General features: G+C 53.8%; 22 protein-coding genes and 5 pseudogenes. 10 read left to right on the top strand and 17 right to left on the bottom strand.

Features of this window, described 5'->3' with window-relative positions; all coding sequences use genetic code 11:
* Positions 1-23: 23 nt before the first annotated feature.
* The 6 genes from HX855_RS07170 to HX855_RS07145 all read right to left on the bottom strand — a co-directional run bounded on the left by HX855_RS07170 (position 24) and on the right by HX855_RS07145 (position 8,562).
* Positions 24-332 (bottom strand): hypothetical protein, encoded by a 309-nt coding sequence (locus HX855_RS07170; protein WP_177082928.1) that lies wholly within the window; start codon positions 330-332, stop codon positions 24-26.
* A 61-nt stretch (positions 333-393) separates the two neighbouring features.
* Positions 394-1,029, bottom strand: coding sequence for a hypothetical protein (locus HX855_RS07165; protein ID WP_177082927.1), 636 nt, complete (start codon positions 1,027-1,029; stop codon positions 394-396).
* Positions 1,030-1,032: 3 nt separating this feature from the next.
* Positions 1,033-5,625, bottom strand: a complete 4,593-nt coding sequence (locus tag HX855_RS07160; RefSeq protein WP_177082926.1) for an RHS repeat-associated core domain-containing protein — start codon at positions 5,623-5,625, stop codon at positions 1,033-1,035.
* A 159-nt stretch (positions 5,626-5,784) separates the two neighbouring features.
* On the bottom strand, positions 5,785-6,408 hold the full coding sequence (locus HX855_RS07155; RefSeq protein WP_177082924.1) for a transcriptional regulator: 624 nt from the start codon (positions 6,406-6,408) through the stop codon (positions 5,785-5,787).
* A 58-nt stretch (positions 6,409-6,466) separates the two neighbouring features.
* Complete coding sequence (locus HX855_RS07150; protein ID WP_177082922.1) at positions 6,467-7,435, bottom strand: ornithine cyclodeaminase family protein; 969 nt, start codon at positions 7,433-7,435, stop codon at positions 6,467-6,469.
* Positions 7,432-8,562, bottom strand: coding sequence for an aminotransferase class I/II-fold pyridoxal phosphate-dependent enzyme (locus HX855_RS07145; RefSeq protein WP_177082920.1), 1,131 nt, complete (start codon positions 8,560-8,562; stop codon positions 7,432-7,434). Before HX855_RS07145 ends, HX855_RS07150 begins: the two co-directional genes overlap by 4 nt.
* A gap of 608 nt (positions 8,563-9,170) precedes the next feature.
* Here HX855_RS07145 and HX855_RS07140 point away from each other — a divergent pair.
* Positions 9,171-9,482 carry a DUF6124 family protein gene (locus HX855_RS07140; protein WP_177082918.1) on the top strand — a complete coding sequence of 104 codons (312 nt, stop codon included), beginning with the start codon at positions 9,171-9,173 and terminating at the stop codon, positions 9,480-9,482.
* Between the two features lie 123 nt (positions 9,483-9,605).
* Here HX855_RS07140 and fic read toward each other — a convergent pair whose 3' ends face one another.
* The 7 genes and pseudogenes from fic to HX855_RS07105 all read right to left on the bottom strand — a co-directional run.
* Complete coding sequence (fic, locus tag HX855_RS07135; RefSeq protein ID WP_177082916.1) at positions 9,606-10,727, bottom strand: protein adenylyltransferase Fic; 1,122 nt, start codon at positions 10,725-10,727, stop codon at positions 9,606-9,608.
* 184 nt (positions 10,728-10,911) lie between these two features.
* Positions 10,912-11,217, bottom strand: a complete 306-nt coding sequence (locus HX855_RS07130) for a hypothetical protein (RefSeq protein WP_177082915.1) — start codon at positions 11,215-11,217, stop codon at positions 10,912-10,914.
* Between the two features lie 142 nt (positions 11,218-11,359).
* A complete protein-coding gene (locus HX855_RS07125) occupies positions 11,360-12,448 on the bottom strand; it encodes a macro domain-containing protein (protein ID WP_177082913.1) in 1,089 nt (362 codons plus the stop codon).
* Positions 12,445-13,089: a DUF4433 domain-containing protein gene (locus HX855_RS07120; protein ID WP_177082911.1), complete on the bottom strand. Its 645-nt coding sequence runs from the start codon at positions 13,087-13,089 to the stop codon at positions 12,445-12,447. The genes HX855_RS07125 and HX855_RS07120 overlap by 4 nt, the downstream gene beginning before the upstream one ends.
* Entirely contained in the window at positions 13,086-13,667 is a 582-nt protein-coding gene (locus HX855_RS07115; protein ID WP_177082909.1) for a DarT ssDNA thymidine ADP-ribosyltransferase family protein, read from the bottom strand. The genes HX855_RS07120 and HX855_RS07115 overlap by 4 nt, the downstream gene beginning before the upstream one ends.
* A 200-nt stretch (positions 13,668-13,867) precedes the next feature.
* A complete protein-coding gene (locus HX855_RS33815) occupies positions 13,868-14,203 on the bottom strand; it encodes a restriction endonuclease (protein ID WP_305729400.1) in 336 nt (111 codons plus the stop codon).
* Between the two features lie 156 nt (positions 14,204-14,359).
* Positions 14,360-15,121: pseudogene (locus HX855_RS07105) on the bottom strand (tyrosine-type recombinase/integrase); the annotation flags it as partial.
* 452 nt (positions 15,122-15,573) lie between these two features.
* Between HX855_RS07105 and HX855_RS07100 the strand changes: the two are divergent.
* The 3 genes from HX855_RS07100 to HX855_RS07090 all read left to right on the top strand — a co-directional run bounded on the left by HX855_RS07100 (position 15,574) and on the right by HX855_RS07090 (position 17,978).
* Entirely contained in the window at positions 15,574-15,906 is a 333-nt protein-coding gene (locus tag HX855_RS07100; RefSeq protein WP_177082907.1) for a hypothetical protein, read from the top strand.
* 200 nt (positions 15,907-16,106) lie between these two features.
* On the top strand, positions 16,107-16,517 hold the full coding sequence (locus HX855_RS07095; protein WP_177082905.1) for a VOC family protein: 411 nt from the start codon (positions 16,107-16,109) through the stop codon (positions 16,515-16,517).
* 87 nt (positions 16,518-16,604) lie between these two features.
* Positions 16,605-17,978 carry a transposase gene (locus tag HX855_RS07090; protein WP_177082903.1) on the top strand — a complete coding sequence of 458 codons (1,374 nt, stop codon included), beginning with the start codon at positions 16,605-16,607 and terminating at the stop codon, positions 17,976-17,978.
* A 432-nt stretch (positions 17,979-18,410) separates the two neighbouring features.
* Here the strand turns inward: HX855_RS07090 and HX855_RS07085 are convergent, their stop codons facing one another.
* On the bottom strand, positions 18,411-18,890 hold the full coding sequence (locus HX855_RS07085) for a DUF6882 domain-containing protein (protein WP_177082901.1): 480 nt from the start codon (positions 18,888-18,890) through the stop codon (positions 18,411-18,413).
* Positions 18,891-19,306: 416 nt separating this feature from the next.
* On the opposite strand from HX855_RS07085, the gene HX855_RS07080 reads away from it, so the two are divergent.
* The 3 genes and pseudogenes from HX855_RS07080 to HX855_RS07075 form a co-directional block, all read left to right on the top strand.
* A protein-coding gene (locus HX855_RS07080; protein WP_177082899.1) for an IS3 family transposase occupies positions 19,307-20,469 on the top strand; the annotation gives its coding sequence in 2 pieces (ribosomal slippage) (positions 19,307-19,562 and positions 19,562-20,469; 1,164 coding nt in all).
* A gap of 7 nt (positions 20,470-20,476) precedes the next feature.
* Positions 20,477-20,623, top strand: a pseudogene (locus tag HX855_RS33205) (IS5/IS1182 family transposase); the annotation flags it as partial.
* Positions 20,617-21,162 (top strand): annotated as a pseudogene (locus HX855_RS07075) (methyl-accepting chemotaxis protein); the annotation flags it as partial. The pseudogenes HX855_RS33205 and HX855_RS07075, both read left to right, overlap by 7 nt.
* A gap of 74 nt (positions 21,163-21,236) precedes the next feature.
* On the opposite strand, the pseudogene HX855_RS07070 reads toward HX855_RS07075, so the two are convergent.
* Positions 21,237-21,569: pseudogene (locus tag HX855_RS07070) on the bottom strand (IS4 family transposase); the annotation flags it as partial.
* A gap of 815 nt (positions 21,570-22,384) precedes the next feature.
* On the opposite strand from HX855_RS07070, the gene HX855_RS07065 reads away from it, so the two are divergent.
* Both HX855_RS07065 and HX855_RS07060 read left to right on the top strand, forming a co-directional pair.
* Entirely contained in the window at positions 22,385-23,041 is a 657-nt protein-coding gene (locus tag HX855_RS07065; protein WP_177082897.1) for an inovirus Gp2 family protein, read from the top strand.
* A gap of 73 nt (positions 23,042-23,114) precedes the next feature.
* Positions 23,115-23,285: pseudogene (locus tag HX855_RS07060) on the top strand (transposase domain-containing protein); the annotation flags it as partial.
* A gap of 78 nt (positions 23,286-23,363) precedes the next feature.
* Here HX855_RS07060 and HX855_RS07055 read toward each other — a convergent pair.
* Positions 23,364-24,329 (bottom strand): DUF4365 domain-containing protein, encoded by a 966-nt coding sequence (locus tag HX855_RS07055; RefSeq protein WP_177082895.1) that lies wholly within the window; start codon positions 24,327-24,329, stop codon positions 23,364-23,366.
* Between the two features lie 453 nt (positions 24,330-24,782).
* On the opposite strand from HX855_RS07055, the gene HX855_RS07050 reads away from it, so the two are divergent.
* Positions 24,783-25,466 carry a hypothetical protein gene (locus HX855_RS07050; protein ID WP_177082893.1) on the top strand — a complete coding sequence of 228 codons (684 nt, stop codon included), beginning with the start codon at positions 24,783-24,785 and terminating at the stop codon, positions 25,464-25,466.
* Between the two features lie 265 nt (positions 25,467-25,731).
* On the opposite strand, the gene HX855_RS07045 is transcribed toward HX855_RS07050, so the two are convergent.
* The gene (locus HX855_RS07045) at positions 25,732-26,211 is read right to left on the bottom strand and encodes a hypothetical protein (protein ID WP_177082891.1); all 480 of its coding nucleotides are present in this window, start codon (positions 26,209-26,211) and stop codon (positions 25,732-25,734) included.
* Between the last annotated feature and the right edge of the window lie 237 nt (positions 26,212-26,448).

Here is a 26,448-nt window from a genome sequence, read left to right as displayed (position 1 = left end):
TTTTTAGTGGGAGCCTTGACGGATTATCTATAGGGTTTAGGCTTCCAGGATTTTAATCCGACCATATGCCTTTCTATGTCATCCATATCATCCTCTCCAAGAGTATCGTCAAAATGCTTTGATATTATATTTCGGATCTGTGCGAGCCGTCTTGTGATGCCGAAATCATCGATAAAATCGGTGGTTTCTTTCCGGTATTCTTCCAGGGCAAAAGGCTTGTCTGCATAAAAACTACCCATGTCGCGCAAGGAAATAAGTATGAACTCAATTTCTGATAATACTTTCAGTGCTTCCATTCCAGTTAGCGCTATATCTTTGTTTTGCTCTAGCATTGTTATTTGCTTCCATGGGTTTTATGTTTGGGTGACAGTTTCTGCTTGCTGGAGCTAAAAGTTATGAAGGGCTTTGCAGATAGTCGTAAATGTCGTTTTTTGTTATTTCTTTTATTTCTATTTCATTTATTTTGGATAGAATGATTTTTTTATGTTCTGAATGACATATTAACTGAATGGCCCCGTAAGTCTCACCATTGAAAAATCGGATAGATAAAGTTGAACTGTTGAATAGTATTAGTCTGAAATCATCTATTGCTGATATGTAATCGAGAGCGCTTAATTTTTGCGAGAGCTCAGCGATTCTTTCGTTTTGTATCATCAGCCGTATTGAGTTGCAAGCGCTACCCAGCGTTGATGGGTCTGTTTCCGTAGAGGGCGTGTTTAATTGTTTTATGTAGGAATATACCGACGTTACTTCATTTTTCAGTAAAATATCTCTAGGTCCCGCTTTTTTTGAAAATTCCCTTATGGTCAGATATTCCATAGTCTTGCTGTATGGCTTTATTCCATACGTGCCCCATCTTACCGTGAATGGCCACTTTTCCTTGAGTAAAAACTCAAGCTTGCACCACGAAGGCCAAGCTTCTTTGATTTCGTGATTAAGTAAGGTGAGTGTTAGAAAGTCCTTGTCGTCACTGTGGGTGACCTGATCCCAAGGATAAATGCCGTCCTCACATATAAATACCGTGTTCATTCATTATCTCTTGAAATATGTGTGTGAGTCGTCGCCAATGGCTAGAGGTACTTTACGTTCATCTATGAGAACCTCAGTGTTGAAGTGTGGACCATGATTTCCTTTTGTATGACCTAAAGAGTGCTCGCGAATCTCGATTATCCGATCCTTTAACTCAAAAACATATACCCTACCTTGAATGTAACGGTCTTGATCCTTAATTGTTTCTCGACGCAAACGTTTAGGTGGTTGATTTTTTTGAATTCCTGCAATTTTTTTTGCCCTCCTGAATGCCCCATTTCTTGAGAGCTTACTATCGGATCCTTTAGGCGGCTCTACGTCGCCTTCGTTTACCTTGGCTTTGCTCGCTGGGTCTTCAGCACGGTGTTTCGGCTTACATCCATCCCCTCCCGGACAGGTATTCAACCCCAACGGATCCACCCACCCCGTCGGGTTGGGTACGTACTGGTATCCGTTCAGCCCGCCCGCCAGCTTTTCGGGATCAGGCGTCAGATAGCGGCCAATGTCCGGATTGTAGTAGCGATGGCGGTTGTAGTGCAGCCCGCTTTCCGGGTCGAAGTATTGGCCCTGGAAGCGCAGCGGGTTGGTGACGGTGTTGACGTCCAGCTTCGCGATTTGGCCGTAGGCGCGGTAGTGCGCGGACCAGACGATTTCGCCGTCGGGTGCTGTGAGTTCTTGTGGGGTGCCGAGGTGGTCGAGTTGGTAGTGGAAGGGTTCTGCTGCTTCCGGGCCGTAGCCTTTCAGCAGCGCTAACGGGCGGAAGCTGTTGGGTTCGTAGAGGTAGCTTTGGTGGTGATCGGCGCTGTGCTCGGCGATCAACATGTCGCCTTGCCAGAAAAACTCGGTGGTTTGGCCTCTTATCGTTTTGGTGATGCGCCGACCGAACGGGTCATAGCGGTAGCTGGCCTGTGTGCCGTCCGGTTGGGTGACGGCGATCAGTCGGTGTTGGCAGTCGTAGCGGTATTCGGTAACTAACTGCTGCGCCCGGCCCCGGCGTTCCAGTAGGAGATTGCCGAAGGCGTCGTAGTCGTAATGACGATCGCCTTGCATCAGCAGGCGGTTGCCTTTGATCACACTCGGGCCAACGCGGTCTTGCATCAGCAGGTTGCCCGCCGGGTCGTGGGCGAAACGCTCTTGCAGGTAGTGCGAGTGGTTGGCGCGGGTCAGGCGGTCGAGCGGGTCGTAGTGGTAGTCGTGCTGGCCTTTGCGGGTGTCGAGGATGCGGGTCAGGTTGCCGCGTTTGTCGTAGTCGTATTGGCGGCGTTGGTGGCGTTGTTCCTGTTGGGTGATGGCATGGGCGTGCAGGCGGCCCTGGTCGTCGTAGTGGTAGTGGCTGAGGAGCTGGCCCTGCTGGCGCTGGTGTTCGCGGCCGGATTTGAACAGGTGCGAGGTGAGCGGGTTGCCATTCAGTTCGACGGTGGCGAGGTCGCCACCTTTGTCGTGATGGAAGGCCAGGCGGTTGTTGTCGGGCAGACGCAGGTAGTTGAGTTGCCCGCATTCGTCGTAGCGGTAGCGCAAGGTGCCCCAGCCTTGATGTTCGGCGGTGAGGCGGTTTTGCAGATCGTATTCGTAGTGCAGCGGCCAGTGGCCGTCGTCGACGCCTAGGAGGTTGCCGAGGCGGTCGTAGGTGTAATCGACAACGCTGCGGTCGGGCAGGGTTTTTCGTACAAGGCGACCTGCTGCATCGCGCTCATATCGGGTAACCAACTGGCGGCCATCATCACCGTACTCGGTCTTTTCCAGCAGGTGCCCGGCGAGGTCGTAGGCATAAGCCGTGCGGCGCCCATCAAACCCGGTTTCCTGCTGGATCAATCCGTTGGCGTGGTAGTCGAGCCGATAGGTTTCGCCGACTTCGTTTTCAATCTCGGTCAGTAGCAGCCGGACATTGTCGTAACGGTAGTTGAGCTGCGTGCCATCAGGATTAATCCGACGGCTGATCAGGTGCAGACCGTCGGCATACTCGTAGCGGGTGACGTGGCCCAGTTCGTCGCGCTCGGCGGTGATTTTTCCGTACGGGTTGTAGCTGAATTCGCGAGTGGCGCCGCCCGGCTGAATCACTTTCAGCAAACGTCCTACGGCGTCCCATTGGTATTGGGTCAGAGCACCGTGCTCATCCTCGCAAGCCACCTGCCGTCCCAGGTCGTCATAGTGATAGCGCCGCACACCACCATTGGCCAGCTTCTCTTCGATAAGCTGGCCACGCTCGTTCCAGATAAAGCGCTGGCTGCTGTTGTCCGGGTGCCAGACGCCCGTGAGCTTGCCGTGTTTGGTGTAGGTGTATTCGGTGTAATTGCCGTCCGGATCGGTCTTGCGGGTGATATCGCCTTGATCGTTACGCTGGTATTTCCAGACGGCATCGCCACGGCGTACGACTCGGACGAAACCGTTGTCATGCTCGTAGGACGTGGGCGCATCGTCCCCGGGAAACAGCGCAATCAACCGACCGGCTTCATCGTATTGATACGCCGTCACCGCCCCCAACGGATCCTGCTCGACCGTCAGCCGGCCTTTGTCATCGTAGGATTTGAAGTGCTCCGCGCCGTCCGGATCAATCCGTTGCACCAGCCGCGCGCGCTGGTCGTGGACGTAGACTTCCTGGCTGCCATCGGCGTTGTGCACGGTGACCGTGCCGTTGTCGTCCCACACATACCGCGTGTTCATCTGGGAAAAACTGGCCCAGTGGCGGATACACCTTGCAGATTTACCAGACCGTTCCCACTCCCAGAAGAAACTCGCCCCACCGGCCAGTTGCCTCTCCAGGATCACCTGCTGGTCGTCGTACCGATAACGCTCGCTTTCGCCGACAGCGTTGGTCGCTTCAATCAACCGCCACGCTTCGTCGTACCGGTAGGAAACAACGTTCTGCTCGGTAACCCAGTCCAGCTCCTGCTGCACCTGATAGTCGACTGCAACGATATGCCCGCGGTCATACCGCAGCAGCAATCCCTGGCCGACGTGGTTATCAATCCGCTGAATCCGCCCGGAATAGTCGCGGGAAATACGCAGCCGGTTGTCGTACACATCGCTGATCGACGTCAGCACCCCGTCGCGGAAATGGTAGAAAAGGGACGCCTGAGCCAGTACCCACTCATCAGGCAACGCGCCCAGATAAATCGCCGCTTCCGCCAGGCTATTGGTGATGGCTGGCCGCGTAGCAGAGGGCAGGGGAAACGTAGTGCTGCGGTTTTCGTGATCGGTCCAGACCACCGTTTCACCGCTAACCACCAACCGCTGAGCCAGTGCATGACTCCAGCCAAACCCCAGCCCGCAATCCACTTCCACCGCACTGCTGCGATACAACCGCGTCCAGGCAAACGGCAACACGCCATCCAACGATCCATCTGTGAGGGTCAGCAGCTCCTCACCGGTAACCATCGACACCGGGCAGCCATTGGTGGCGGTCTTGTCTGCGGGAGCGGCCGCATCGCCGCCGGGGTTCTTGGCAGAGGAGGGCGCATCGTCGACATGCGCTTTCTCCCGAACCACGGTGTTCTGACGCGGCCCCCAGCGCATCTGCACACCACCCTTTTTCAACCCCTCAACGGCGCCCCGAACCGCTACTGTCTTGTACCGTCCCACTGCCCCCATAAAGCTCTGAAGAACACTGAATATGCCCTTCACAAACCGAATGGCCGCCTCAACAATCCGGGCGCCATACCTGAGCGCACGCGAGCTCAAATAGGCGATACCCGCCGCCGGCAACACAACCGTCAGCAAAGCCGCTACCAACAAATCGATCAGCAACGACACCACAAACCCGGCCACCGCCTCGGCGGTACTGCCGGCAACCTCGCTAGGCGGCAACGCCGACAGCCAAATCATCGCCGTGCGCAGCATCAGGTACAGCGCCGCCTCATCACTGGCCAGTAACATGGCTTGTTCCATCACCTGTGGCGCAGTGCGGGCCAGTTCCATCAGCTCGCTGGCTTTGGCTCCCAGGCTTTCAAACAGCTTGCCCGGATCCTTGAAGATCTCCTGCACCTGCTTGATGGCGTCCCACACGCCAGTAATTGCTGCCCAACTTCCCGCCAACACGCCAGTGCCGATCGCGCTCGACGTGGACCTTTCCCAATGCGGTCTGAAACCGTTCCATTGCTTGCGAAGCCAGCTTTCCAGCTCAGCGGTCAAACCGTCGTAAGACGAAAACAGCGCCTCGACCTGCTCCTGTGAAACCCCACCCTGCACCCGCACCCGATAGCGTTTGCCGGCCACACAGTGGTGAGAGCCTTTCCCCTGTTCATCGAGCATGACCACGGTAGAGCTGCCGTCACCCAGCCCAATCACCTCAACCGGAATACCTCCCAGCGGCACGTCATACACCGACTCGAACTTGCTCTCGATCTCCAGTACGCCGCCGACCTCACAGCGCACCACCGTCGAGAAATTGTCATCGGTCATGCTCACCGACTGGCTCGAATCCCCCACCCGAATGATTCGGTCCATCCCCAGCAACGACGGCAAGTCTGCTGCATGGCTGACCTTGTCCAGCGCCTGCGAATACCAGGCGCCCACCTGCTGGCGATACACCGCCAGGCTCTGATGAAAGCCATCCAGTTCGTGTTGGATATGGGCGATGTGGGACGAAGAAGCAGTCATCCGTGACGTCTCTGCAAAGGGGAGGCGTCGGAGTCTGCAACAGCAAAATGGGGGCTGGACGAGTGGTCCGGAAATTCAGATTGGGCTTACGAGGAGGGAGATTTTTTCCGTGCCGAGCGGCTGCCCGGCACTACAGAAAACAGCGATTCAACGGATTGACTACTGCGGTACATCCACCTGTGCTGCCGCCCGCAGATAGTTGTAGACGCTGGCCCGGGAGATCTTGAAATAGTCGCCGATGTAATCGGCAAAGTTACGCACATCCAGCAACCCATGAACCCGCGCCTGGACCAGCACCTGAATGATCTCGCCACGGCCAAAATCGCCGGGCCGCAGGTTATTCGTTGCCGCCAGGGCTTCAATGATCTCGTTGAGTTTTTCGCGCCAGTCACTGCTGAACAGCGCTTCGGGCCGAGCCTTGGATTGCTGGCCCACAGCAAAACCACTGAGCAACTTTTGCACCTGGGAAAGTGCCGTCACGTCGAAGTTGAGGCACAACAACGTACGAATCTCTCCGCGCTCGTCGCGGGCAACCATGGTGATCGAGCGCAACTGCCGACTATTGGGGCCGGTCTTTTCATACGGCCCCACCACGTCGGGCCCAGTTGCGAGTTCCGGCAGGTCAGTGATCAATGATTCATCCCCCACCTTGCGCCGGGAAAAACCATTGGCGATGTGCACAATGCGCCCGCTCTGCACGTCGTGAACCACCGCTTCCAGATCCGGGAAGAGCAGGGCGGCGATGCCATCGGCGGTTGCCTTGATAAATGCGATATCGACCATGTGGAAACCGGACACTGGAAATGAGGAAGACGATTGTACGCAGGCGCCCGAACAGTTGTCAGTTCGCCGCCTGCAAGCGTGCCACTGCCAGGGTTGCCAGGGCCACATCCTGAGCCGCCAGCCCTGTGAGGTCGGCGATGGTCAGGTCATCGTCGCTGAAACGCCCTGGCACCTGGCCCGCCAGTACCTGCCCGAGAGAAACATCGGCATCTTCGGTAATCAAACGGGCACGTACCGCGTGGCCCATTTCGCCATGGTCCAGGCACTGGTGGTGGTCGTCCGTCATGATCACCCTGGCCCGCTTAAGCAGTTGCGGGTCCAGCTCCTGCTTGCCCGGGCTGTCGGCGCCCAAGGCGACAATATGTGTGCCCGCTTTAACCGCCGCCGAAGGCACAACCCTCTCTGTCGAAGGCGTGCAGGTAATCACCACATTGCAGTGTGCGAAAACCTCTTCTACGGTGTCGGCCGCTTGCGCATTCAACCCTTGGTGCCCAAGGCTTTTCGCCAACTGCTGCGCCTTGCCAAAACGGCGCCCCCAAATAAACACCCGCTTGACGCCGAGCAGCTCACACGCCCAACGGGCCTGCAATTGCGCTTGATGCCCGGTGCCAATAATCCCCAGCGCACTGACCTGCGAAGGTGCGCCTGCTTTGGCCGCCAAGGCACCCGCGGCCGCGGTGCGCCAACTCGTCAGCCAACCTTCATCATTGAGTACCGCGAGGGTTTTGCCGGTGTGGGAATCAAACACCAACACCAGTCCGTTATTGGTCTCCAGGCCGCGGGACGGGTTCTGGTAAAAGCCCATCGCCAGCTTGACCACAAACACTGAACCGTCCTTCATATAACCGGACTTGATATGACAGTCCCCCGGCGGGTTTTCAAACAGCAGTACCCCAGGAGGCGGCGCTACCACGCGCCCTTGGGAATGACTGATCAATGCCTGTTCCACCGCCTGCAGCATGTCCTGGCGCAATAGGGCGGTGCGTAACTCGCTTAAGCCATACACCGCCAGCGGCACCGGGCTCATCGCGGTTGCCCGCGCAGGTAATCGGCAAACACCGCCAAGCCTTCTTCCATATGCGCACGTCCATAACCGATACGGAACCGGTCCTGCGGCACGGGGCCCAGCGCCGAGTGGTAGATGCTCGAAGGCAGCAATAACACCCCGGTGCGTTCCACCAGTTCACTGCAAAACCGCTCCACACCTTCAGGCCCCAGGTAACGCGGGTAGGCAATGCATCCGCCATCCGGTCGATACCACTCAAACCGCTCGGCGAACTCGGCGAAGAACCCGTCCAGCAAGGCAATGTTGTGGTGCATCAAGGTATGAATCCGCGCCAGAATCTTTTCCCGCGCCTTCAACGCAATAATCGACAACACCTCGCTGGGCCCGGCATTGCAGATCGACAGGTAATGTTTCATACGCTCCATGCGCAGCAGCAGGTCATGATCCTGACAGGCGATCCAGCCAATTCGCAGCCCCGGCAAGCCATAAGGCTTGGACATCACTGCCAGCGACAGCCCGCGTTCATACACATCCGCCACGGCCGGCAGTTGTTCGCCAAGCCCGAGCAGGCGATAGGCTTCGTCGCTGAACAGATAAATCCCGTGCTTGCGGCACAGCGCCACCAACTGATCGAAGCGCTCGCGCTCCAGAATCTTGCCCGTGGGGTTGTGCGGAAAATTGATGGAAATCAGCTTGGTATTCGGCCGGATAGCCGCGGCCACTGCATCGATATCCAGCGTCCAGTTCTGAGCGGGGTCCAGCGGTACGCCGCTGACCTCGCACAGGCTCAGAGGGATGGTTTCAGCAGACTGATAATTGGGCGTGATTACAATCGCGTGGTCGCCTTTGTCCAGGAGGGCGTGCATGGCCACGTATAACCCTTCCTCGGCGCCGGCAAAGCACAACAAGTCCTTGGGCGTCATCTGCTCATAGGTCGATGCGATGACCTCCAGCAACGCCGGCAAGCCCCAGGTTTGGGTGTAGCCGAGCGACAGATTTTCGAACGCCTTCCTGTCCTCCGCATCCGCCATTGCCAGCAGTTCCTTGACCGTCAGGCTCTGAGCATCGGACGCCGTCATGTGATAACGCGCGGAAAATTCCCACTTGGAAAAGTAGGTTTCGAGCTTGAAATCCGGAAGGGTGGCCATGGTGCTTTCCTGGGGATGAACGGGTAGGAAAGCCGATACTAGCGAGAGGTATACGTTTTGTCTAATTTATAGTTATTGTGTAATTCTGCTGCATTGTCCTTGGGCCTCTTTCAGGCTGAACTCAAACTCGACCAATTTCCCGTGCATCTTCTGCAACGCTTCAATCTGCCTCATTAGTTCTTGTTTCTTGCTGGCAATTGCCCTGTCCGCCAGCTCCCAGGGCAACCCGTCACCGTGATGCCCACCTAGAGACCCCTGCAGAGCCAAGAAGTGGCAGTGATTGGGAATGGCCAGGAGGACTCATCCCTTTCATTTGCAGGACGTTTCCTAGAGAATTCCAAGCGCTTGCGCCAGAAAAATCCCGCGACTAGTCTGCGTTCCGTCACCGCATATTCGGTGATCGGGTTTAGTCGCCCGGATAACGCTAGGCGTACAGCGCCATCTCAAAGCCAGGTATTTATCGCCTGCACTTTATGGTGGCTGTGCGCAGGGCACCTTCGGGTGCGCCGGTGCCTAGCGGCCGGTCGACTAACCTGCGTACAGCTGCCACCTTCTGATCGTTTAGTCGCGAGAAGTTAGTGGTTCAACTCACTGCTAGGAGTTCTACCATGGTCAAAGTTACCCCCGATCCACCCGCATTCCACAGAGCCATACTCAGCGACACTGATGCCTCCCGCCGAGCGGTCGATCGTTACCTCAAAGCGCCGGACGCACAGCCTTCACCCAATCCGTTTACCGTTGATGACGAACTGAGTTTCGAAGATGCTCTGGCTCATGCTGCCGAGTTGTTGCATTGCGCCGTAGCGACCGCCCAGGCGTCGACCGAGCCGCTGAATGGTTCGCAGCGGGCGGTGATGCATTTGGTGGAAATGTCGAAGGTGGTGGTGGATCGAGCGCTGGACTGTTTGCAGCCGAGGTGAGGATCCTCGGCCGACGCTGAGGTAGCGATGCATTTGGTCAGCAACCTACTGACCAAATGCTGATCAATACGGCTCATGGGCGCAAATCCCGGCAGACGATCGCCATGGATTAAAGCGGTCCCCTCAGGCGTATGGCTTGAAGTCATTGCTGTCGCGAGTGAGTAGCTGCATCAGTTTGGGATGAATGAAGAGCTTTTCCTTTCCAACCTGCACCTCTTGCAGAACGTTAATGGCGACTAGCTCTTTGAGGTAGCGGGAGGCCGCTTGACGCTGTGCAATCTGTTTGTCGACTACGTTGCTGATACGGCAGTAGGGCTGTTCGAAAATGACGTCTACCAGCTCGCGGGAATAGGTTTTCGGCAACTGCTCACGAACAAACTGGGAGGTGTGCTCGGACAGGCTGCGAATAGCGGCAATTTTTGCACAGGTCCAGCGTGCTGTTTCCTCCACGGCGCTGAGCATATACAGCAGCCAGGGCTCCCAGGCTTGTTCGCGAGTGACGTCTAGCAACAAGCGGTAGTAATCGGCCCTATGGGCAATGATGTAACGGCTAAGGTAGAGAATCGGTAGATTCAGCAGGCCTTCCTGGATCAGGTACAGGGTATTGAGCACTCGCCCGGTACGGCCATTGCCGTCGGTGAATGGGTGAATGGCTTCGAATTGATAGTGACCTACTGCCATACGTACCAGTGGATCCAGGTCGGTCTCGTTGTGCAGGAAACGCTCCCAGTCGGCGAGCATGTCACGCAAGCGATCTTCGCCTTCCGGTGGGGTATAGATGATCTCTCCGGTTCGGTCATTGGCTAACTGGACACCTGGCACCCGACGTATATCCATGTTCACGCCCTTCAGCGTGCGGCAGATTTCGACTGCAGTACCTGTGGAGAGTGGGCGTTCGGCCAACGATTGATAACCTTTTTGCAGAGCTCTGCGGTAGCGCAGTGCTTCCTTGGTCGCTGGATCGGCATGGCTATCTCCATTCTGAGCATGCTGAAAAAGCAAGTCCGTGGTGGTGACGATACTTTCGATCTCCGAACTGTCCTTGGCTTCCAGCAACGGGATGGTGTTGATCAGCATTGTCTGGTTCGGGATCAACTCCGCCGCCTGCTTCAACTCGGCCAAGGCTGTGCGGGCCTCAATGCAACGTTTGAGCACTGCACGGGTTTCCAGCTCAGTGGCCGGAGGCAAGGGGGGAAGCTGGTTATAGGGCTTGTCAGCCTGCCAGGGGGGGGGGGATGTGGTCATGGATGGGGGCCTGGTCTTTGAAGTTTCCATCTGAAGGCAAGGAGGGCTCATCAGAGCGCCCTTTCGTAGGGTCAGTGTAAACAGGTGCGCATTACGTGTCGCTGTATTTTGATTTCTGCGACACGACATGTTTTTGTGTCGTTGGCGGCGACACGTTCACCCAACGCGTTCTTGAAACGAGGTTTTAGCGACGTATAGGGCGGGGGGCTGCGAATGGAAAGAGTGCTTGAGTACTTTTGGAGCGGTTGGCAAGTTCCCTGAATAGTCCGATGCTTGATAAGTGCAGTACTTTTTTCCAGGCATTAAAAAGCCGGCTTGTGGTTAGCTTTTTATCGATATAGGCATTTGAAAATAAACAACTTATCGTTTTTATAAAGTCTTCGGTTCCCCCACTTTTTGCGTTTTTTGCCTGATTTTTTTCCGGCAAAAGACCGGCTTTTTTAGCAGGGTTTGCTCCGTATTTTCTTTCCGTTTTGCATTGAACTGTCATCGGAAAAATATCGGGTACTTTGAGTTGTTCAGTGCCTATCCGTTTCTTAGAATCGTACGGATTTATGCTTGTAGGCTACAGCAGCTGAAACAAGACCCTTAGGGCAGACTGTTTCCAGCCTGCACAAAAAAGCTGACATTCCCTAGCAGGTAGCCATCTCAGGTCTGAAACTACTGGAGGTAAGGCGTTTGAGCGCAATATCAAGCGACTGATCGTCAAACAGCTTGCTTTTGCGAGAGGCAGCAGCAGTTCCACCATCCCAATGCCTCAACGCTTCGCGCACGGCAGGAACGCTCGGGGCAACCCCTCTCTGGCTCAGCAACCAATCAACCGTTGCCAATAACTCCATGCCAAAGGGCGACTCAAAGCCATCGATCAGCTCGACGGTGCGCTCCAACGCTTGGGAATACTCCTTGGCTTCTGTTTTGAGATAGGTTTGCAGAAAGGATTTACGCTCTTCGTCAAACCAGATCACATCACTGATTCCTGCATCACTGATGCGTTTGTCGCAATGCAGATAGCTACCATCAAGATTATTGAGCAGATGCTCCAATCGATTGGCATACGGACCGTATTTATGAGCTACAAACTTAAGGTTCAGAGGGTTCTCTGTGTCCGGTAGCTTTTCTATGGCGCGCTCCAGGAACCAGGCCAGCTTCTGAATCTCAAGCAGGCTGCATTCCATACCTAAAACCCAATAGCGTCGAACCAATTCGGCAATGAGCGCGCGAGCAGGCGTGAGCTTTTCCACTCCGTTACGTTTGGCGACATTCAGATACTGGCTGGAAGGTTCGAACACTAAGACATCCACATCCAGATCACTTAACACACCAATAATCTGTTCGCGAACTTCAGGCCATTTCAAGCCACCGTTACCGGCGCCCAGTGGTGGGACGGCCACAGACTTGACCTGATTTTCAATCAAAAAACGGCGCAGATCATGCAAGCCTTCCGTCACCCAAGCCATCTGCGAAGGTGATCGCCAGTGACGTTTGGTAGGGAAGTTTACGATCCAGCGGGGGCCTTCCAGTTCGTTGACTGCAGTTACGTGAACTTTGCCTGTCTCCACTTCGCCAGCCTTGCAGGCAGCTGAGTACAGACGGTAATTCTCCGCAAAGCGCTCTTTGAACATCAGCGCGATACCTTTACCCATCACGCCAACGGTATTCACCGTGTTGACGAGGGCTTCGGTCTTGGCTTCCAGAAGGTTACCTTGGGTAAATCTGATCATTGGAAATACCATCCCGGACGCGCATGAACAGACAACCTCAGACCTCTAGCGGCGACGTCCTGCTCTATGCGTTCTTTCATTGCATCGGTGTAGCACATGATGCCAAGGAGTCCTGTAATCGGTAGGTGATGGTGAATCAGCGCTTCGGCCTGATAACGCTCCATCTTTCGAGGGTCATCAGGATCACGTTTGAAGTCGCGCCGTTGAAGGATCGGCCAATCGATCTCGCCGAGATTCGCCAGATCACTGTAATAGTTTGTCCAATCCGGGTAGGCATGTGCGTTTGTGAAGACGAACGGTAGGCCAAGCTGTTCGACGCGGTACAGGCTGGAGACCAGAATTACGATCTCGTCGTTGCTGCGCTGCTGAACACTCCACCCAGAATGAATATTTTTCATCATCACTGAGAAGGGGGTGAAATAGAAGGGTACGTAGTCGGCCAGTACCCCCCCCGGTGCTACCAGAACGTGCCGGGATCGGCGCTTGTCGATCAAGTCAGCGTTGCCAATGTTCACGTACTGCGGCGCCTGCACGTCCGAATTTGCGCAGTGTAGACCGTTGTCCAGAATCCAAGGCAGGTTATCGCGGTGGACGATACGCCAAATCAGAGCCTTCTCTGGATTCAGTCTGCTATAGATCATTTACGAAACATTCCCGGATTCACGGTGAGACGTACCTTAACACCTGCCTTGCGCATTTTTTCCGTGCAGAGGCTCTCGACCTCAGAATTTGGGACAAAAAGCATAGAAAAGTCTTTCGGCGCGACGATACCAGGCGCGAGGCATTCTGCCATGCAGATGCTTTTGCAATCGGAGTCCTGATAGTCCCGAGTACTCATGACCTCCCATCTGATGGTTTCGAAGCCTTTGTCGTAGTCAAGTAGCTGAATTTCATCGTTTGCCAGTGGGTGGCGAGGAATGACCTTCCAACCGTTTTGTTTGGCAAATGATCGGTACACCGAGATCAGTACAAATTTTGATTTCGGTCTGTTGATCTGCACGCTTCCATCAAAAGGATTTGCAGCAAACCAATGAAAGGGCACATAGCGGTTAAGCTCGAGGGCTTGGCGCTTCTTCAGAATTTCACTGTCTGCTACGTCTGTGAAGACGGTGAGGTCGGTGCGAGGTTTCAAGCCTTCCTGAAAAATGCCATCGAGGTTTTCAACCGAGGTGAGGTGGTAGAGAAGCTTTTGTTCCTTGATGTTTCTGACGTCCGGCATGTTGGTCTCCTTGACCTATGCACCTATCTGAGCAGGCTTCAGCCCTACATTTTTCCGAGTTAGCTAACGGCAACCTTCATTCAGTAGGGGTTGGTAAAGCATTCCCTATGACTCTATTGTGCCATTATTCGGATCCGCAAATGCGATGTGAGATTCGCCTGTTCACCTGAAAATGCACGTCTCACTCCTCGTCAAAATAATCACTTCCAGTGCAAGCAATCGCAACAATTGTGATCTAGCGCCCACTTCATGATTCGCCAGCGCTTGGCCAGAACGTAGATCTTCCCAAGCCCCAGCTTGTCGAGCGACATAATACCGTCGATACCGGCGTCACCAGGGCCGCCTTGACCAATTACCAAGGCAGCAATCACCATGTTTTCAATTTCGCTGATGAAAATTCCAAACCCGCAACAGCGATGCAGATGATGGTGCCGCAGCCCACGGAAGGACTGCATCTGACTGACAGTCAGGCATGCCCCAGTCATCGCTTCACTGCCTTCACCTGACTCAGGATCTCGCGGCGCCGGTCTCGTCATCCAGCGCAGCCTCCACCCGCCCACTTCCTCGGAAGTGCTCAGGAGGCCAGATCATGAGGTGCCCAAGCTCTTGGCCGTAAGGAGCCGCCAGTCCCGCGTTAGCGGACAACCCTCACAGGTCGCAGGGGCCTTGATCCCTGATAGCACTCAACATCCATGCGAGCGAGCGCCAGTAAGGATCAGTAACTGAGCCGCGACAGAAACGTGGCTGGGGTCTTTGCGCAAGGCTTCCACGAGCTTCGGTAGGTCCTGCCATTTCAGCGCAGGATGATGCTGGCGTTTGCGCGCTTTCTTCTTCTCATGCCGGCTGAGCAGGTTCTCCAGATGGCCACGCCAGTGTGCCGGGTTCTCTCCAGTCCTGAGACCTCGGGCTCTGGCAGCATCCAGGATCTGTTCGATTTGCCCACGTACTTCGTCAGCCGTCCGCGTTTTGGTTGACCATAGTGGCTGCAGGGCTTTGATCAGATGTTTGGTCTCAATTTGATCAGCCGATAGTTTCCCAATGGTGGGGAAAGCGTAAAGCTCAAGCTTCCGTAGCCAGCCCTTGCGCCATTTCTCCGACCAGCTCAAGCCATGGGCATCTCGGTAGTCGGCGGCCAGTTTCTCGAAGGTAATCAGCTGTGCCATTTCTCGGCGTTCAGCTTCACGCTGAGCGGCTTGTTCAGCCTGTCGTTTTGCTAGGGGATCTGTGCCGTTGAGGATCTGGACTTTATGTTCATACGCGGCTGCGCGGGCTTTTTTCAGGTCGAGTTGAGGATAGCCACCCAACCCCATCTCTCGCCGTTTTCCGTGTAGCTGGAAGCGCAGCACCCAAAATTTACGACCTGAGTCCTTGATGACCATGCGTAATCCATCGCCGTCTTCATAGGTTCCTGGCTCGGTCAGGTTTTCGACTTGTTTCGCGGTCAGCTTGCCCATTTTTCTACCCTCAGTTCCCCCACCAGTTCCCCCACTTAGCTGCGGAAGAGGGTGGATCAAAACGGAAGTCACAGGAACGAAAGTAGGCTGAAACCATTGATCTAGCAAGGCTGTCGCGATTTTCAGTAGATGGGGATGGCTTTCAAAAAGACATTAAAAAGCCGGCTTGTGGGCGGCGTTTTGTATGATTCAACTATTTGTTTTTAATGATTATTTGGTTTTTATTTATTTTTGCCCCCCCATCTATCCCCCCATTCGCGCGTTGCGTGCGGCTATTGTAGCTATCGCCGGGTTTAGCCGTTCGTGTGAAATAGAGCGTGGCAGTAATCGACTAGTCCTAGGCCTGACGAGCCTAGGCTGCCCCGAACCCGTTCTCGCGCCTGGATACTGCGAGCACCAGCCATGCTGATAGAATTAAGCAGGTTTTACAACGCGCCCCTCTGAGGTAAAGCATGATTAAAGAATTGATGGAAGAAGAGATGCGCCGAGCGTTGTTTGGTAACGCAGAGGTGCCTGCGTCGGTTAACACGCCCGATGTGAAAGAACTCTATTCGGCTGGCGTGACACTACCACCGGCGAACGCCGCGACGAAAAAGAAGGTTTCGAAGGCCTTCACGCCAAGGCTAAGGGTCATCCTCCGGGTAGGAAATGAATTCGAAGGTGAAACATACGAGATAATCCATGAGGCCGATACTCTGAGCACTCTCCTGGCAGAGCAGGAAGCTACCAGGGCTGCGAGGAAAAAGTTCAGGTATGTGGAAGTGACATCGGTCATGTCGATGTGACAGTGACCTCACTCAGCTCGCACCAAGACTTTGCTGTCAGACCGTGTGTATGGCCGGTCACGTCGAACTGAGCGTCCAACGACAGGCCACTATCAACCCAAAGCTGCCCCTCACGGAGGGCAAGAATCGGCCGATTGTGTTGAAAAAGTCGACGTTGGTATGCTCAACCCCTCTCATCGACTTGTTTTGGATATGTGCTCATGTTGACTGGCTTGAATCACCTTACGTTGGCGACTGCGAACCTTCCTCGCAGTATCGAATTTTATGTGGGGCTACTCGGTTTTAGGCTGGCTGCTCGCTGGGAAACGGGGGCCTATCTTACCCTTGGCGATCTCTGGCTTTGTTTGTCTTTCGATGAGAACTGTGCCTCGGAAAAACACCCTGATTACACTCACTATGCATTTTCGGTGGGGCAGGACGATTTTGAAGGAGTAACTGTTTGCTTGCGGTTACGGAACGTTATCGAGTGGAAAACCAATTCGAGCGAGGGTGACTCATTTTATTTCTCAGACCCCGACGGGCACCGACTGGAAGTGCATGTCGGCAGTCTGGCTTCGCGGCTTGAGCAATGTCGGCGCCATCCATACGCAGGTATGGAGTTCTTTGACTGACAGTTTTCGATCGATTTATTGAACAAGTAGCTCTCCTACCGGGCTTGCGGCAAAATATACACATCGGCTAGCGGGAGCGTACGCAGCATGATGGGACAGTTATCGAGTGGGCAGGATCGACTGTTTTACTCGTTCAACCTTGAAGATCACATCCCAGCAAATCATCTTCTGCGCAGCATTGATCGGTGTCTCGATCTGGGCGACCTGCGCCATTATCTCACCGATTTCTATAGCCCGATTGGGCGCCCTTCAATTGATCCTGAACTGATGATTCGCATGCTGATCGTGGGCTATTGCTACGGCATTCGCTCAGAGCGGCGGTTGTGCGAAGAGGCCCATTTGAACCTGGCGTATCGCTGGTTCTGCCGGTTAAGCCTTGAAGATGAAGTCCCCAATCACTCGACCTTTTCCAAAAATAGACACGGCCGTTTTCGGGACAGCGATCTGTTTCGCTGGCTGTTCAATGAAGTGCTGCATCGTTGCATGGACGCAGGCTTGGTCAAAGGTGAAGGCTTTGCCGTAGACGCCAGCATCATCAAAGCGGATGCCAGCCGGCAGCGCGGTGTACCGGGTGATGAACAGGTCAACTGGAGCGATCCGGCCCTGAGCACCCGCGCCGTGCGTGAGTATCTTGAGGCACTCGATGAAGAGGCTCTGGCCGAAACGCTACCGAAGCGCCTGTCGTTGACTGATCCTCAAGCCCGCTGGACCGCAGCTCCAGGTGGCCCAGCGTTCTTCGCTTACTCCACGAATTATCTGATCGATACCGAGCACGGCGTGATCATGGACCTGGAACCCACACCAGCTCATCGAACCGCAGAAGTCGAGAGCACCAAGACGATGATTGAACGGGTCGACGCGCAGTTCGACATCAAGCCGGAACGCCTCATTGGCGACACCGCTTACGGCACCGCGCCGATGCTGGCCTGGATGGTGGAGGAAAAAGACATCGAGCCGCATGTGCCGGTGTGGGACAAAACCGAGCGCAAGAACGACAGTTTTTCGAGCACCGATTTCCACTGGAATGAAGAGGCTGAGGAATACTCCTGCCCGGCCGGCAACCCATTGCGCAGCGAATGGCGAGCCTTCAAAAATGAGCGTTCACACGTCACCAAAGCCAACACCATCATCTTCCGATCCCGGCAAACCGACTGCATTGCCTGTCCGATGAAATCCAAGTGCTGCCCCAATACTGCGTTCCGCAAGATCGCTCGCAGCGTCCATGAAGCCGCGCGCGATGTGGCTCGGCGAATCGCAGCGACACCTGCGTACGTGCGCTCTCGCCACGAACGTAAAAAGGTCGAAATGTTGTTTGCCCACCTCAAGCGCATCCTGAAATTTGATCGCCTGAGACTACGTGGCATGAGTGGCGCGACTGATGAATTCACGCTGGCCGCTGCGGTGCAGAACCTGCGACGGTTGGCCAAATTTTCATCTCAAGGGCCACCAGTCACGGGATAGGTGCGCCTGCACCAAGCAAAAAACCTCAAATTAACCCAATAATAGAGCAGCAAAGGTCATCGAAGGGCCGAGAAACCACTCAATGTGGTGAGTAGGTTCTCCGATGGTGGTCGTACCTGAGTTCAGGCCAGCTGAAAATCCGACTGTTTTCAACAGAATCGGCCGATAACTGCCTATCGCGAAGGGCAGATATCGACCCATAGTTGCCCTTCATATAGGGCAGCCTGCGGCCAGAGTCAGCTACCCAAGAGCTGGTTCCGCACAGGAGATTCGTTCGAGCGTTGGTCGGGGCTTAGTTACTCGCGTGTCAGGGCAAACAGACCCCCTTCCTGTAGTGGCAGACAGTTTGCTATACGCCTACCATCCAACGAATTACAGTGAGCCGGTAATGTGCGTCGATCAAGCACACATCAGTGTCCAGGCGCTCATGCATCAGTGCTTAATGCGCTTCAACTCGGTAGCTGCCAGGTAAATCGTCGGTCCATCGGACGAAGAAGGTGCTCGGTAACAACCCACTGCTTTCAGGTGTTGAACCGCAAAGGCAGCAAGCTCCCAGGCCATGGCTTCATCCTCGATAGAAAAAGCTTCTTCGTCGCCAAATAACTCAAAGCCCGTAATGGCTTGTAGCTCCTTGAGCGGCGACGCCCGCTCGCGAAGTGCATCAGGCACGGTGGGGTTACTCCAAGCCCATTTCCAGCTTGATTGCTTCGGTAAAAAGGAGCCGATATTGATAGTCAGCGCTTCGGCGACCTTCCTGTCCAGTTCATCGAAAAAGCTGAGGGAGGCGGTGTCCTGATCGAGCCACCAGCGCGCCATGCCACCCAAACCGTACTGTTGCTGTAATGCTTCCTGCTTGCTCATCAACGCGGCCATGGCCATTTCGAGCAGCACCTCAAAATTGTCTTCCGACATCAAATCTTCCTTGTTGATTAACGCCCGCGCGCCATTGAACCCGGACATCTATACATAATTTGAGCTGTTTCTGCCTCATTGCATTGTCTGCTTTCTGGCCCATAGGCATAACCAACAGCTATCGACCCATAGCTGTCATTAAATTGAGGTAACGAAGCGGGTTTCGAGGCCTACACTTACTGGCGGTAGCGCATTAATCAATACGACGGCGTCGCCTTGGTTAAGGTAGATCAATGAGTCACCGGTCTCGAACGTAACTCTGAATCCGGCTAGCCAAGGCTCTTGCCCGTTGAAAGAGTCAAGAATTCCCTCAACTGCGCAAATTTTTGTGTTCTCAAGGTGGGTTGCTGATTGTAGTGGTCTAATGAAACCGGACACCCTTTTAGGCGAGAATACTCGCCAGATCGAGGTGTCAGATGACCAAACAACGCCGTACCTTTTCCGCTGAATTCAAACGCGAGGCTGCCGACCTCGTGCTCAAGCAAAACTATAGCTTCATCGAAGCCAGTCGTTCGCTGAGTGTTGGTGAGTCGGCGCTGCGCCGCTGGGTCGACCAGCTTCAGCAAGAGCGCACCGGCGTCACGCCCCAGAGCAAGGCCCTGACACCAGAGCAGCAAAAAATCCAAGAGTTGGAAGCTCGGATTGCTCGCCTCGAGCGTGAGAAATCAATATTAAAAAAGGCTACCGCGCTCTTGATGTCGGAAGATCTCGAGCGTACGCGCTGATCAATCAGCTAAGCGTCCATGAGCCTGTTGACTGCTTGTGCGAGGCGTTTGAGGTCGCTCGTTCGGGGTACTACGCGCATCGTCTAAGGCGGCGAACTCCAGATGTTGAGCGGCTCAGGCTGCGTAGCCGAGTGAGCGAGTTGTTCACCCATGGCCGAAGTGCTCCCGGCGGTCGAAGCATCACGTTGATGATGCAAGAAGAAGGTGAGCAAATTGGACGATTTAAGGTACGCAGGCTGATGCGTGAGTTGGAGTTGGTCAGCAAGCAGCCAGGATCACACGCCTATAAAAAGGCGACAGTAGAGCGGCCGGATATCCCAAATATATTGAACCGAGAATTTGATGTCGAAGCGCCCAACCAGGTCTGGTGCGGCGACATCACCTACATCTGGGCACAGGGGAAATGGCACTACCTTGCGGTTGTCATGGATCTTTACGCTCGCCGAGTGGTGGGCTGTGCGTTATCAGAAAAGCCGGATGCAGACTTGGTGATCAAAGCGTTGGACGTGGCTTACGCGCAGCGTGGCAAGCCGCAAGGTCTGCTATTTCACTCAGACCAGGGATCGCAATATGGCAGCCGCAACTTTCGCCAGCGGCTGTGGCGTTATCGCATGCGTCAGAGTATGAGCCGCCGAGGAAACTGCTGGGATAATGCGCCGATGGAGCGGGTTTTTCACAGCTTGAAAACAGAGTGGATACCAACCACTGGTTACATGACCGGCCACCAGGCTCAGAGAGACATTAGCCAGTACCTGATGCATCACTACAACTGGATCCGACCTCATCAATTTAACGATGGATTGGCCCCAGCGAAAACGGAAGAAAAACTCAAAACCGTGTCCGGGATGAGTTGACCACTACAAACCGAAGCGCCGAAAGGAAGAAATTGAATCTAGCATCAACCGGTACATGACAGCACTCGATACTGCGGATCGGCAAGAGCCCGCATCCTCTGAAGCCAAGGCTGTGCGGTTGGCAGAGAAGATCGTCAAGTTGAAAGCGCAAATCATATTTCTGCTGAGACGGAGAAGTTTGCCGAGCAGAGCACTCAGGTCATTCAAGAGACCGCCAGCGAGATGCGCCGAATTGCCGAAAACATCGGGGCGTCTGCGCGCTTGGTGGGACAACTGGGAGATCGCGCCAAGCAGATCACCGCGATCGTCAATACCATTCGTGGGATCGCTGACCAGATCAACCTGCTGGCACTCAATGGCGCCATCGAGGCCGCCCGCGCAGGGGATCAAGGGCGAGGGGTTGCCGTCGTCACCGACGAGGTCAGGCAACTGGCGGGGAGCACCAGTCGCTCAACGGCGGAAATCGCCGAGGTGATCAGCATGATACTCGCCGAGACACGGGGCGCGGTAGTCAGTATGAATGCCACCCAGGAAGGTGCGCAGCGCGGCGTTACGTTGGCCGATCAAGCCGGTTCGGTGATTTTGCAGATTCGCAACGGCACCAGCGACGCGGTCGAGGCTGTGAGCATGTTCGCTTCCAAGCTCGATAAATCCGAAGTGATTCCAAAGACCACGATCAGCTGGGTGGGGTAGAGCCTCGAGCTACGCCTTGGCCTTGACGTCGAACAGAGTATAGAAAAAGTGCCACTCAATGAGTGTGCTGCTGTTCACTTAAGCGGAGCAGCCTTACGGTCTACCAGAAACCGGGTTTTTGAAATTTTCACCGTTCTTGGCCTCGAAGGTCTTGGGCGGTGATCCAGAAACAGTTCCCCAACTCCTGCCCTTAACTCAGCCAAACGTCTTCCTGTGGCTAAAATCGGATTGGCCGCTGCCATCACGACCAATTGCACTGCAATGTGCTGACAAGTCGGTTTGAAACGGATGTCTGAGGGCGCTCGGCCAAACGCCACCGGAGCCTGACTGGCCTCTCGACGAATCACGTTGTAAGCCAACAAAAGTCCCCAAACTACCTGATAGATAAGCTCGACTTTTTTGCTGCGTTTTGGTCAGCGGCAACACGCTGACCACCAGCGCGGCTTTTGTGGGTTGTTCACTGTGATGACCCTACTGCTTTTTTTCAAAAGCATGTCACTCGCTGGCGTAGGCGGGTAATGCGTTCAACCGTGTCGGCTATGCTTTTTTCTTATTGCCATTGATTCGTGCACCGAGCATAGTCCGCGCCAGCAAGCCCCTGGAGCCCTTGAATCGCCCCTAGTTTCGTTGACATCTCGAAGCCTTAAAATGAGGCCCATTAGGAGGTGGAATCGCCCTGGGGTTCATAGACACCTTTATCTACTCAAATGGCCCGTCCCGAAGTTCCGCATGCGTATCGGCTTGAGCCGCAGATGTTGTCTGTCCTTGCTGAGGTAGGTCATTGCATTGATGACGTTTGCAGAGGCCTGAGCATCGTTGCGATTGAACACAAAGTGAAGCTTTGTAAAATACAGCCCTCGGCGCCACGATACCTAATGTTTCGAGATCATCTTGTTATATGTTTTTTTACCAGACCTATTAGTTCTCTCCGGACATATGTTTGCGCCTTGTAGTTCTGGATGCAATGCTTGAGTGAGAAGCTTTATGTTCTCGGTATTGGTAATACGATTTGTAGCACGGTTGACGGTGTTATTTGCACCAATTAAATAAAATTGATTGTTGTTCTACACCCTTCTAGGTTAAATGTTGTGGATGGTATTGGTAGCTAGGCATTAGGCAGTCGGCGTTTATGGACGCCGACTCTGCTCAAGTATGATTTGGGTATGCTGTAAAACCAAACCTGAAGTCGGGATATGTATAGACAATACATTGGAGTCCTGACATGCATCGCCACCCTACCAATACGAATCTTAGCCTTCACTACGGTCCGGTTTTTTTAGGGAAGCCAATACAGGTAGATAAAGGCCCATTTATTCAGGAGTACCTAAGTCGTCTTGACGAGACAATACAACGGGCTCTTGAGCAATACTCAAGAGTCTTTGCGTTCAGAGTTGACTTGCGGTTGCCAACGAATACTCAGTTGCCTGCCTGTGCTTATACAAATCAAGTGATTGATCGCTTCATGGAGTCCTTTAAAGACAAGATCAGGCGTAACCGTAGAATGGCACTTCTCAGATCCCCCAAAAGTCATGGTAGCTGTGTCAGGTACGTATGGGCACGTGAAATAGGGCAACACGGTTTGCCCCATTACCACTTGGTGATTTTGTTAAATAGAGATGCGTTTACTGTGCTTGGAAACTTTAAGTCCAATAGCGATAACATATTCCATCGGCTGGAGTCTGCTTGGGCGAGCGCTCTGAGGCTCTCTGTGGAGGCCATTAGCGGGGCTGTTCATATACCTGACAATCCTGTGTATTACCTGGATCGTGGTCAGTCAGAGGGCCAGAATGAGCTGTTCAAAAGAGCGAGCTACCTCTGCAAAGCTGCGACCAAGGTTTACGGGGATGGTAATCATGCTTTTGGCGCAAGCAGACTCTGACGGCCCAGTCTCTAGTCCCCCAGTCACTCGCGGTTAGTCGTTGGGGAGCTATTGGGTCCTGCATTACTTACCTGGCTCCACCTTGTTTGGTAAACGTGCGGCCACGATCATGAGTTTGATCAAATCGGCGCGGCTCAACGGGCATGATCCGTATGCTTATTTGAAAGACGTGCTCACGCGCCTGCCCACGCAGCGGGCGAGTGAGATTGCGCAGCTGCTGCCGCATAGGTGGAAGTCGGTTTAGTTGTGCAAGACGGGATGCCTGGACGCGTACCCAGCATTACCTTGTTCAAACCAAGTAGGTCGCAAATAGCCCCATTGATTACCACAAGCTGGATATGAGTTTACTCCGCTCAGACCAATGCATACCCGCAGGCTGAGGATGCTGGGTTTCAGCAAACTGAACTAATTCAGGTTGGCTCGCGAGCCAATAGTCTCGGTACTTGCTAATGATCAGTTCGAGTTCACCACAAATGGTCTGCATCTGATCATCAAGGTAGTCCAGGATCGAGGAGAACTGAACCTCATGCATTTCATTGCCCCAGTCTGGATACCACCGCCCATCGGCGACGATCCGTTCGATAGATGGGATAGACCAAGTAATGCCGATGAGCGTTGACGTACGCTGCATACGCTTATAAATGTCGCGCAGCTTGCGCTCATATTTGTGATAACCCAAAGGGTTGGACGGATTATACGAACCATCCCCGTCGACTGGCCCCTCCTCGTCACGCCGATACCTCTCAACGTGAAGGCGAACAAAATCATGGTGCAGGGAGGTGATGGATATTAGGTCATGATCCATTCGCCTGAGCCGCTTCGCGTACTCGTATTTGGCGATAGCTCCCTCAGCTCTGAAAACATCAGCGGAGGAGAAGTTGAACGATACTGACTGGGCCGCAACTGAGTCGTATTTGCGGTGGTTTTTTCTAACCTCCTCTTCAATGGACTTTAGGTACACGCAACCAGATTTGGCGTCGACCAGTACAAGGAACACCGGCATCTCGTAATTCAGCCACATGTTGAGTGTTGACGTCTTTATGCTCACCCTGTGGTGGTCTTCGTCCTGCAAGCCTGAACTTTCCGTCCCTTTTAGCTGAATGGCGACGACCTGCCCAAGAATTCGATTTTCGGGGCTTGCGAACTCTAGCAGGAAGTCGATTCCGTAATCGTTCTCCGATAGATCTCTTAGCATCCACGCAGGCGACAGGGCCGAGCGCAATATGTTCTTGGCGGCGTTGTCCGTGATGTGTGAAGAAGATCTATCAGGATAAGGTGCTTCTGTCATTTTGCTCTCGGATGACTGGCGGCGTTCATTTCCGTAGGCCGCTCAAGGGCCAAGAAGGTAGCACCTTGGCGCCAATCCCGGAACCTGGAGGCGTCCGCTAGGATAAAGTTTTTTCACGGACTGATTGTGCAACCCAACACACGTCCCAAAGACCCCGACTCATAAGGTTCGAATCAGCATCAGCCGTTTACGGCGGCATATCCTCCTTTCCACAAAAGATCGTCGCTCCCGTTGAATGGCTAATTGGCATCACTGTATATTAATTCAGGCCATGGATTTGTTCTTGCCAGGTACTGCCAATGAAAACTTGGAAAAGCGATAATTATGACTATTTTGACGCCTTTAACCGATGACAATGTGTTGGAGAACATTGATGACGTAATTAGAAGGTGGGGATAGTGCACAGCACCGATTTTCATTGAGCAGGTTAGTAAAAGCGGAAAAGTCACTGGCGTGATCGAGCTAATGGGCTCTAGTTTTTTCGCTGTTCGTGGTGGAATGTATTTTCTGGTGACAGCGGCCCACGTATTCCAAGGTCGAGATTTGAGGCGTGCTTACGGGGTGAATATTAATAGGAAATGGGGAATGTTGAATGGCATGCCGTTCATCACGTGCCTAGTGAATGATTTAGCCATTGCACCGCTGAACGAGGCCTGGTTCAGAAGGGCTGGGGTAGACCGATTGAAAGCGGTTCCTCTTGACGACTTAGAGACTGAATACTCCTCGATTGGGCGTTGGGTAACTGTGGGGTATCCGAAATCGAAAAATGGGTTAAACCCGCGACTCAATCAAACAGACATTCATACTCATGGAACGAGCTTTACTGATCGTCTTGAAAAGCCTACTGCCAAAACTCACTTCGCAAACCCTGTCGGGTTTCGGTTTGATAAAAACAAGGTCATAGATACGAAAATGAAGTCCGCGAATCCTCCAAGCTTCAGTGGCACAAGCGGGGGGCCTGTATATGAAATACTGGAACTAGTCGACTTTGATGGTTTCTCAAGGTGGAAGTGCCGGCTAGAAGGCGTTTTCATCGGGTGGCACAAGCGGGAAAAAGAGGCCTTGGCAGCACGCGTGCAACCTCTCAAGGCAATGATGGATGAGGTGGTTGATTACATGGGTAAAAAAAGTGTTTGAAAGAACAGCCCTATTTTTCGATCCGGCGGGCCACCAGCCTGTACCCACATCCAGGATTGGCTAGTCGGGTCCTGATCTTGTTTTTTACCTCGGTTCAGCCGCGACCAAGGTCTTCGGTGATGGTCAGCACGGATTTGGCTGTAGCAGGATTTAAAGTATTGAAACGGCAAAAAAATACCTCTAAGTGACCTGTCTATTATAGAGAGGCGCGGTGTCATCCTGCGCCTTTCTATAAGGATGCTGATCGTGCCGTGGCGTAATGCGCCTAAGGCAGCTTGCCTGCACGGCACCAGTCTTCCCACTCACTCGATTGATCGGCAGTGACCATGGCGTCTTCTCCTTCCTCTTGCCTATAGGCGTGCACCCAAGCGTCCAGGCACTGATCGGCTTTGACCGGGTGGGCGCTGACTTTGTTTTTGCTTTGCTGTTCTTTGAGTCTGTTGATTTGGGTCAAGCGGCCAATGAATTGATATTCAAAGCAGGCAAAGTTCTGACAAGTGTTTTGCACTTGGATCTCCCATGTGCTTTGGCTCCGCTCGATGGCCTCTTTAGATTGAGCCGTTTGCCCAGGCATTGCCATAAGCTCAGTCAGCGACTTATCGATGCCTTTCTTGTAAGTCATTATGGATTGCCGGTAGCAGTCGTTGGTTGCTTGCTGGGTCGCTTTACTGTCGCAATAGCTGGCCGCGTGCGCGGCGATGCTGCTGAACAAAAGCGGTAACATTAGTATTTTGAGCAATTTCATGTTTCATGCCTTTGTATAGATAAGTGATTCGTTGCTCGCGCGTATGCGAGGCGACTGTCCCCGTCGCCTTGATGACAAGGCGAGTAGTGGGGAACGTATTGGTGTGTGAGGTGGTGCAGGCTGCGATACGCGTGAGTAGGCGCGAAGGTCGGTATTTAATCCATCCCCGCGAGAACGCCCAGCCCGATGATCAGCGCGGTCAGGAGTAATCCGTCTCGGTGGTCTAAGGCAATGGTC

It is taken from the genome of Pseudomonas sp. IPO3778 (genome assembly GCF_013386825.1).
In the GTDB taxonomy this organism is placed as follows: Bacteria; Pseudomonadota; Gammaproteobacteria; order Pseudomonadales; family Pseudomonadaceae; genus Aquipseudomonas.
This window is presented reverse-complemented; position numbering and strand designations above follow the sequence as displayed.

Excerpts from the sequence above, each read along its gene's own strand:
- HX855_RS07170 (WP_177082928.1), bottom strand. The coding sequence starts at position 332 with ATGCTAGAGCAAAACAAAGATATAGCGCTAACTGGAATGGAAGCACTG.
- HX855_RS07165 (WP_177082927.1), bottom strand. The coding sequence starts at position 1,029 with ATGAACACGGTATTTATATGTGAGGACGGCATTTATCCTTGGGATCAG.
- HX855_RS07160 (WP_177082926.1), bottom strand. The coding sequence starts at position 5,625 with ATGACTGCTTCTTCGTCCCACATCGCCCATATCCAACACGAACTGGAT.
- HX855_RS07155 (WP_177082924.1), bottom strand. The coding sequence starts at position 6,408 with ATGGTCGATATCGCATTTATCAAGGCAACCGCCGATGGCATCGCCGCC.
- HX855_RS07150 (WP_177082922.1), bottom strand. The coding sequence starts at position 7,435 with ATGAGCCCGGTGCCGCTGGCGGTGTATGGCTTAAGCGAGTTACGCACC.
- HX855_RS07145 (WP_177082920.1), bottom strand. The coding sequence starts at position 8,562 with ATGGCCACCCTTCCGGATTTCAAGCTCGAAACCTACTTTTCCAAGTGG.
- HX855_RS07140 (WP_177082918.1), top strand. The coding sequence starts at position 9,171 with ATGGTCAAAGTTACCCCCGATCCACCCGCATTCCACAGAGCCATACTC.
- fic (WP_177082916.1), bottom strand. The coding sequence starts at position 10,727 with ATGACCACATCCCCCCCCCCCTGGCAGGCTGACAAGCCCTATAACCAG.
- HX855_RS07130 (WP_177082915.1), bottom strand. The coding sequence starts at position 11,217 with ATGACAGTTCAATGCAAAACGGAAAGAAAATACGGAGCAAACCCTGCT.
- HX855_RS07125 (WP_177082913.1), bottom strand. The coding sequence starts at position 12,448 with ATGATCAGATTTACCCAAGGTAACCTTCTGGAAGCCAAGACCGAAGCC.
- HX855_RS07120 (WP_177082911.1), bottom strand. The coding sequence starts at position 13,089 with ATGATCTATAGCAGACTGAATCCAGAGAAGGCTCTGATTTGGCGTATC.
- HX855_RS07115 (WP_177082909.1), bottom strand. The coding sequence starts at position 13,667 with ATGCCGGACGTCAGAAACATCAAGGAACAAAAGCTTCTCTACCACCTC.
- HX855_RS33815 (WP_305729400.1), bottom strand. The coding sequence starts at position 14,203 with ATGACGAGACCGGCGCCGCGAGATCCTGAGTCAGGTGAAGGCAGTGAA.
- HX855_RS07100 (WP_177082907.1), top strand. The coding sequence starts at position 15,574 with ATGATTAAAGAATTGATGGAAGAAGAGATGCGCCGAGCGTTGTTTGGT.
- HX855_RS07095 (WP_177082905.1), top strand. The coding sequence starts at position 16,107 with ATGTTGACTGGCTTGAATCACCTTACGTTGGCGACTGCGAACCTTCCT.
- HX855_RS07090 (WP_177082903.1), top strand. The coding sequence starts at position 16,605 with ATGATGGGACAGTTATCGAGTGGGCAGGATCGACTGTTTTACTCGTTC.
- HX855_RS07085 (WP_177082901.1), bottom strand. The coding sequence starts at position 18,890 with ATGTCGGAAGACAATTTTGAGGTGCTGCTCGAAATGGCCATGGCCGCG.
- HX855_RS07065 (WP_177082897.1), top strand. The coding sequence starts at position 22,385 with ATGCATCGCCACCCTACCAATACGAATCTTAGCCTTCACTACGGTCCG.
- HX855_RS07055 (WP_177082895.1), bottom strand. The coding sequence starts at position 24,329 with ATGACAGAAGCACCTTATCCTGATAGATCTTCTTCACACATCACGGAC.
- HX855_RS07045 (WP_177082891.1), bottom strand. The coding sequence starts at position 26,211 with ATGAAATTGCTCAAAATACTAATGTTACCGCTTTTGTTCAGCAGCATC.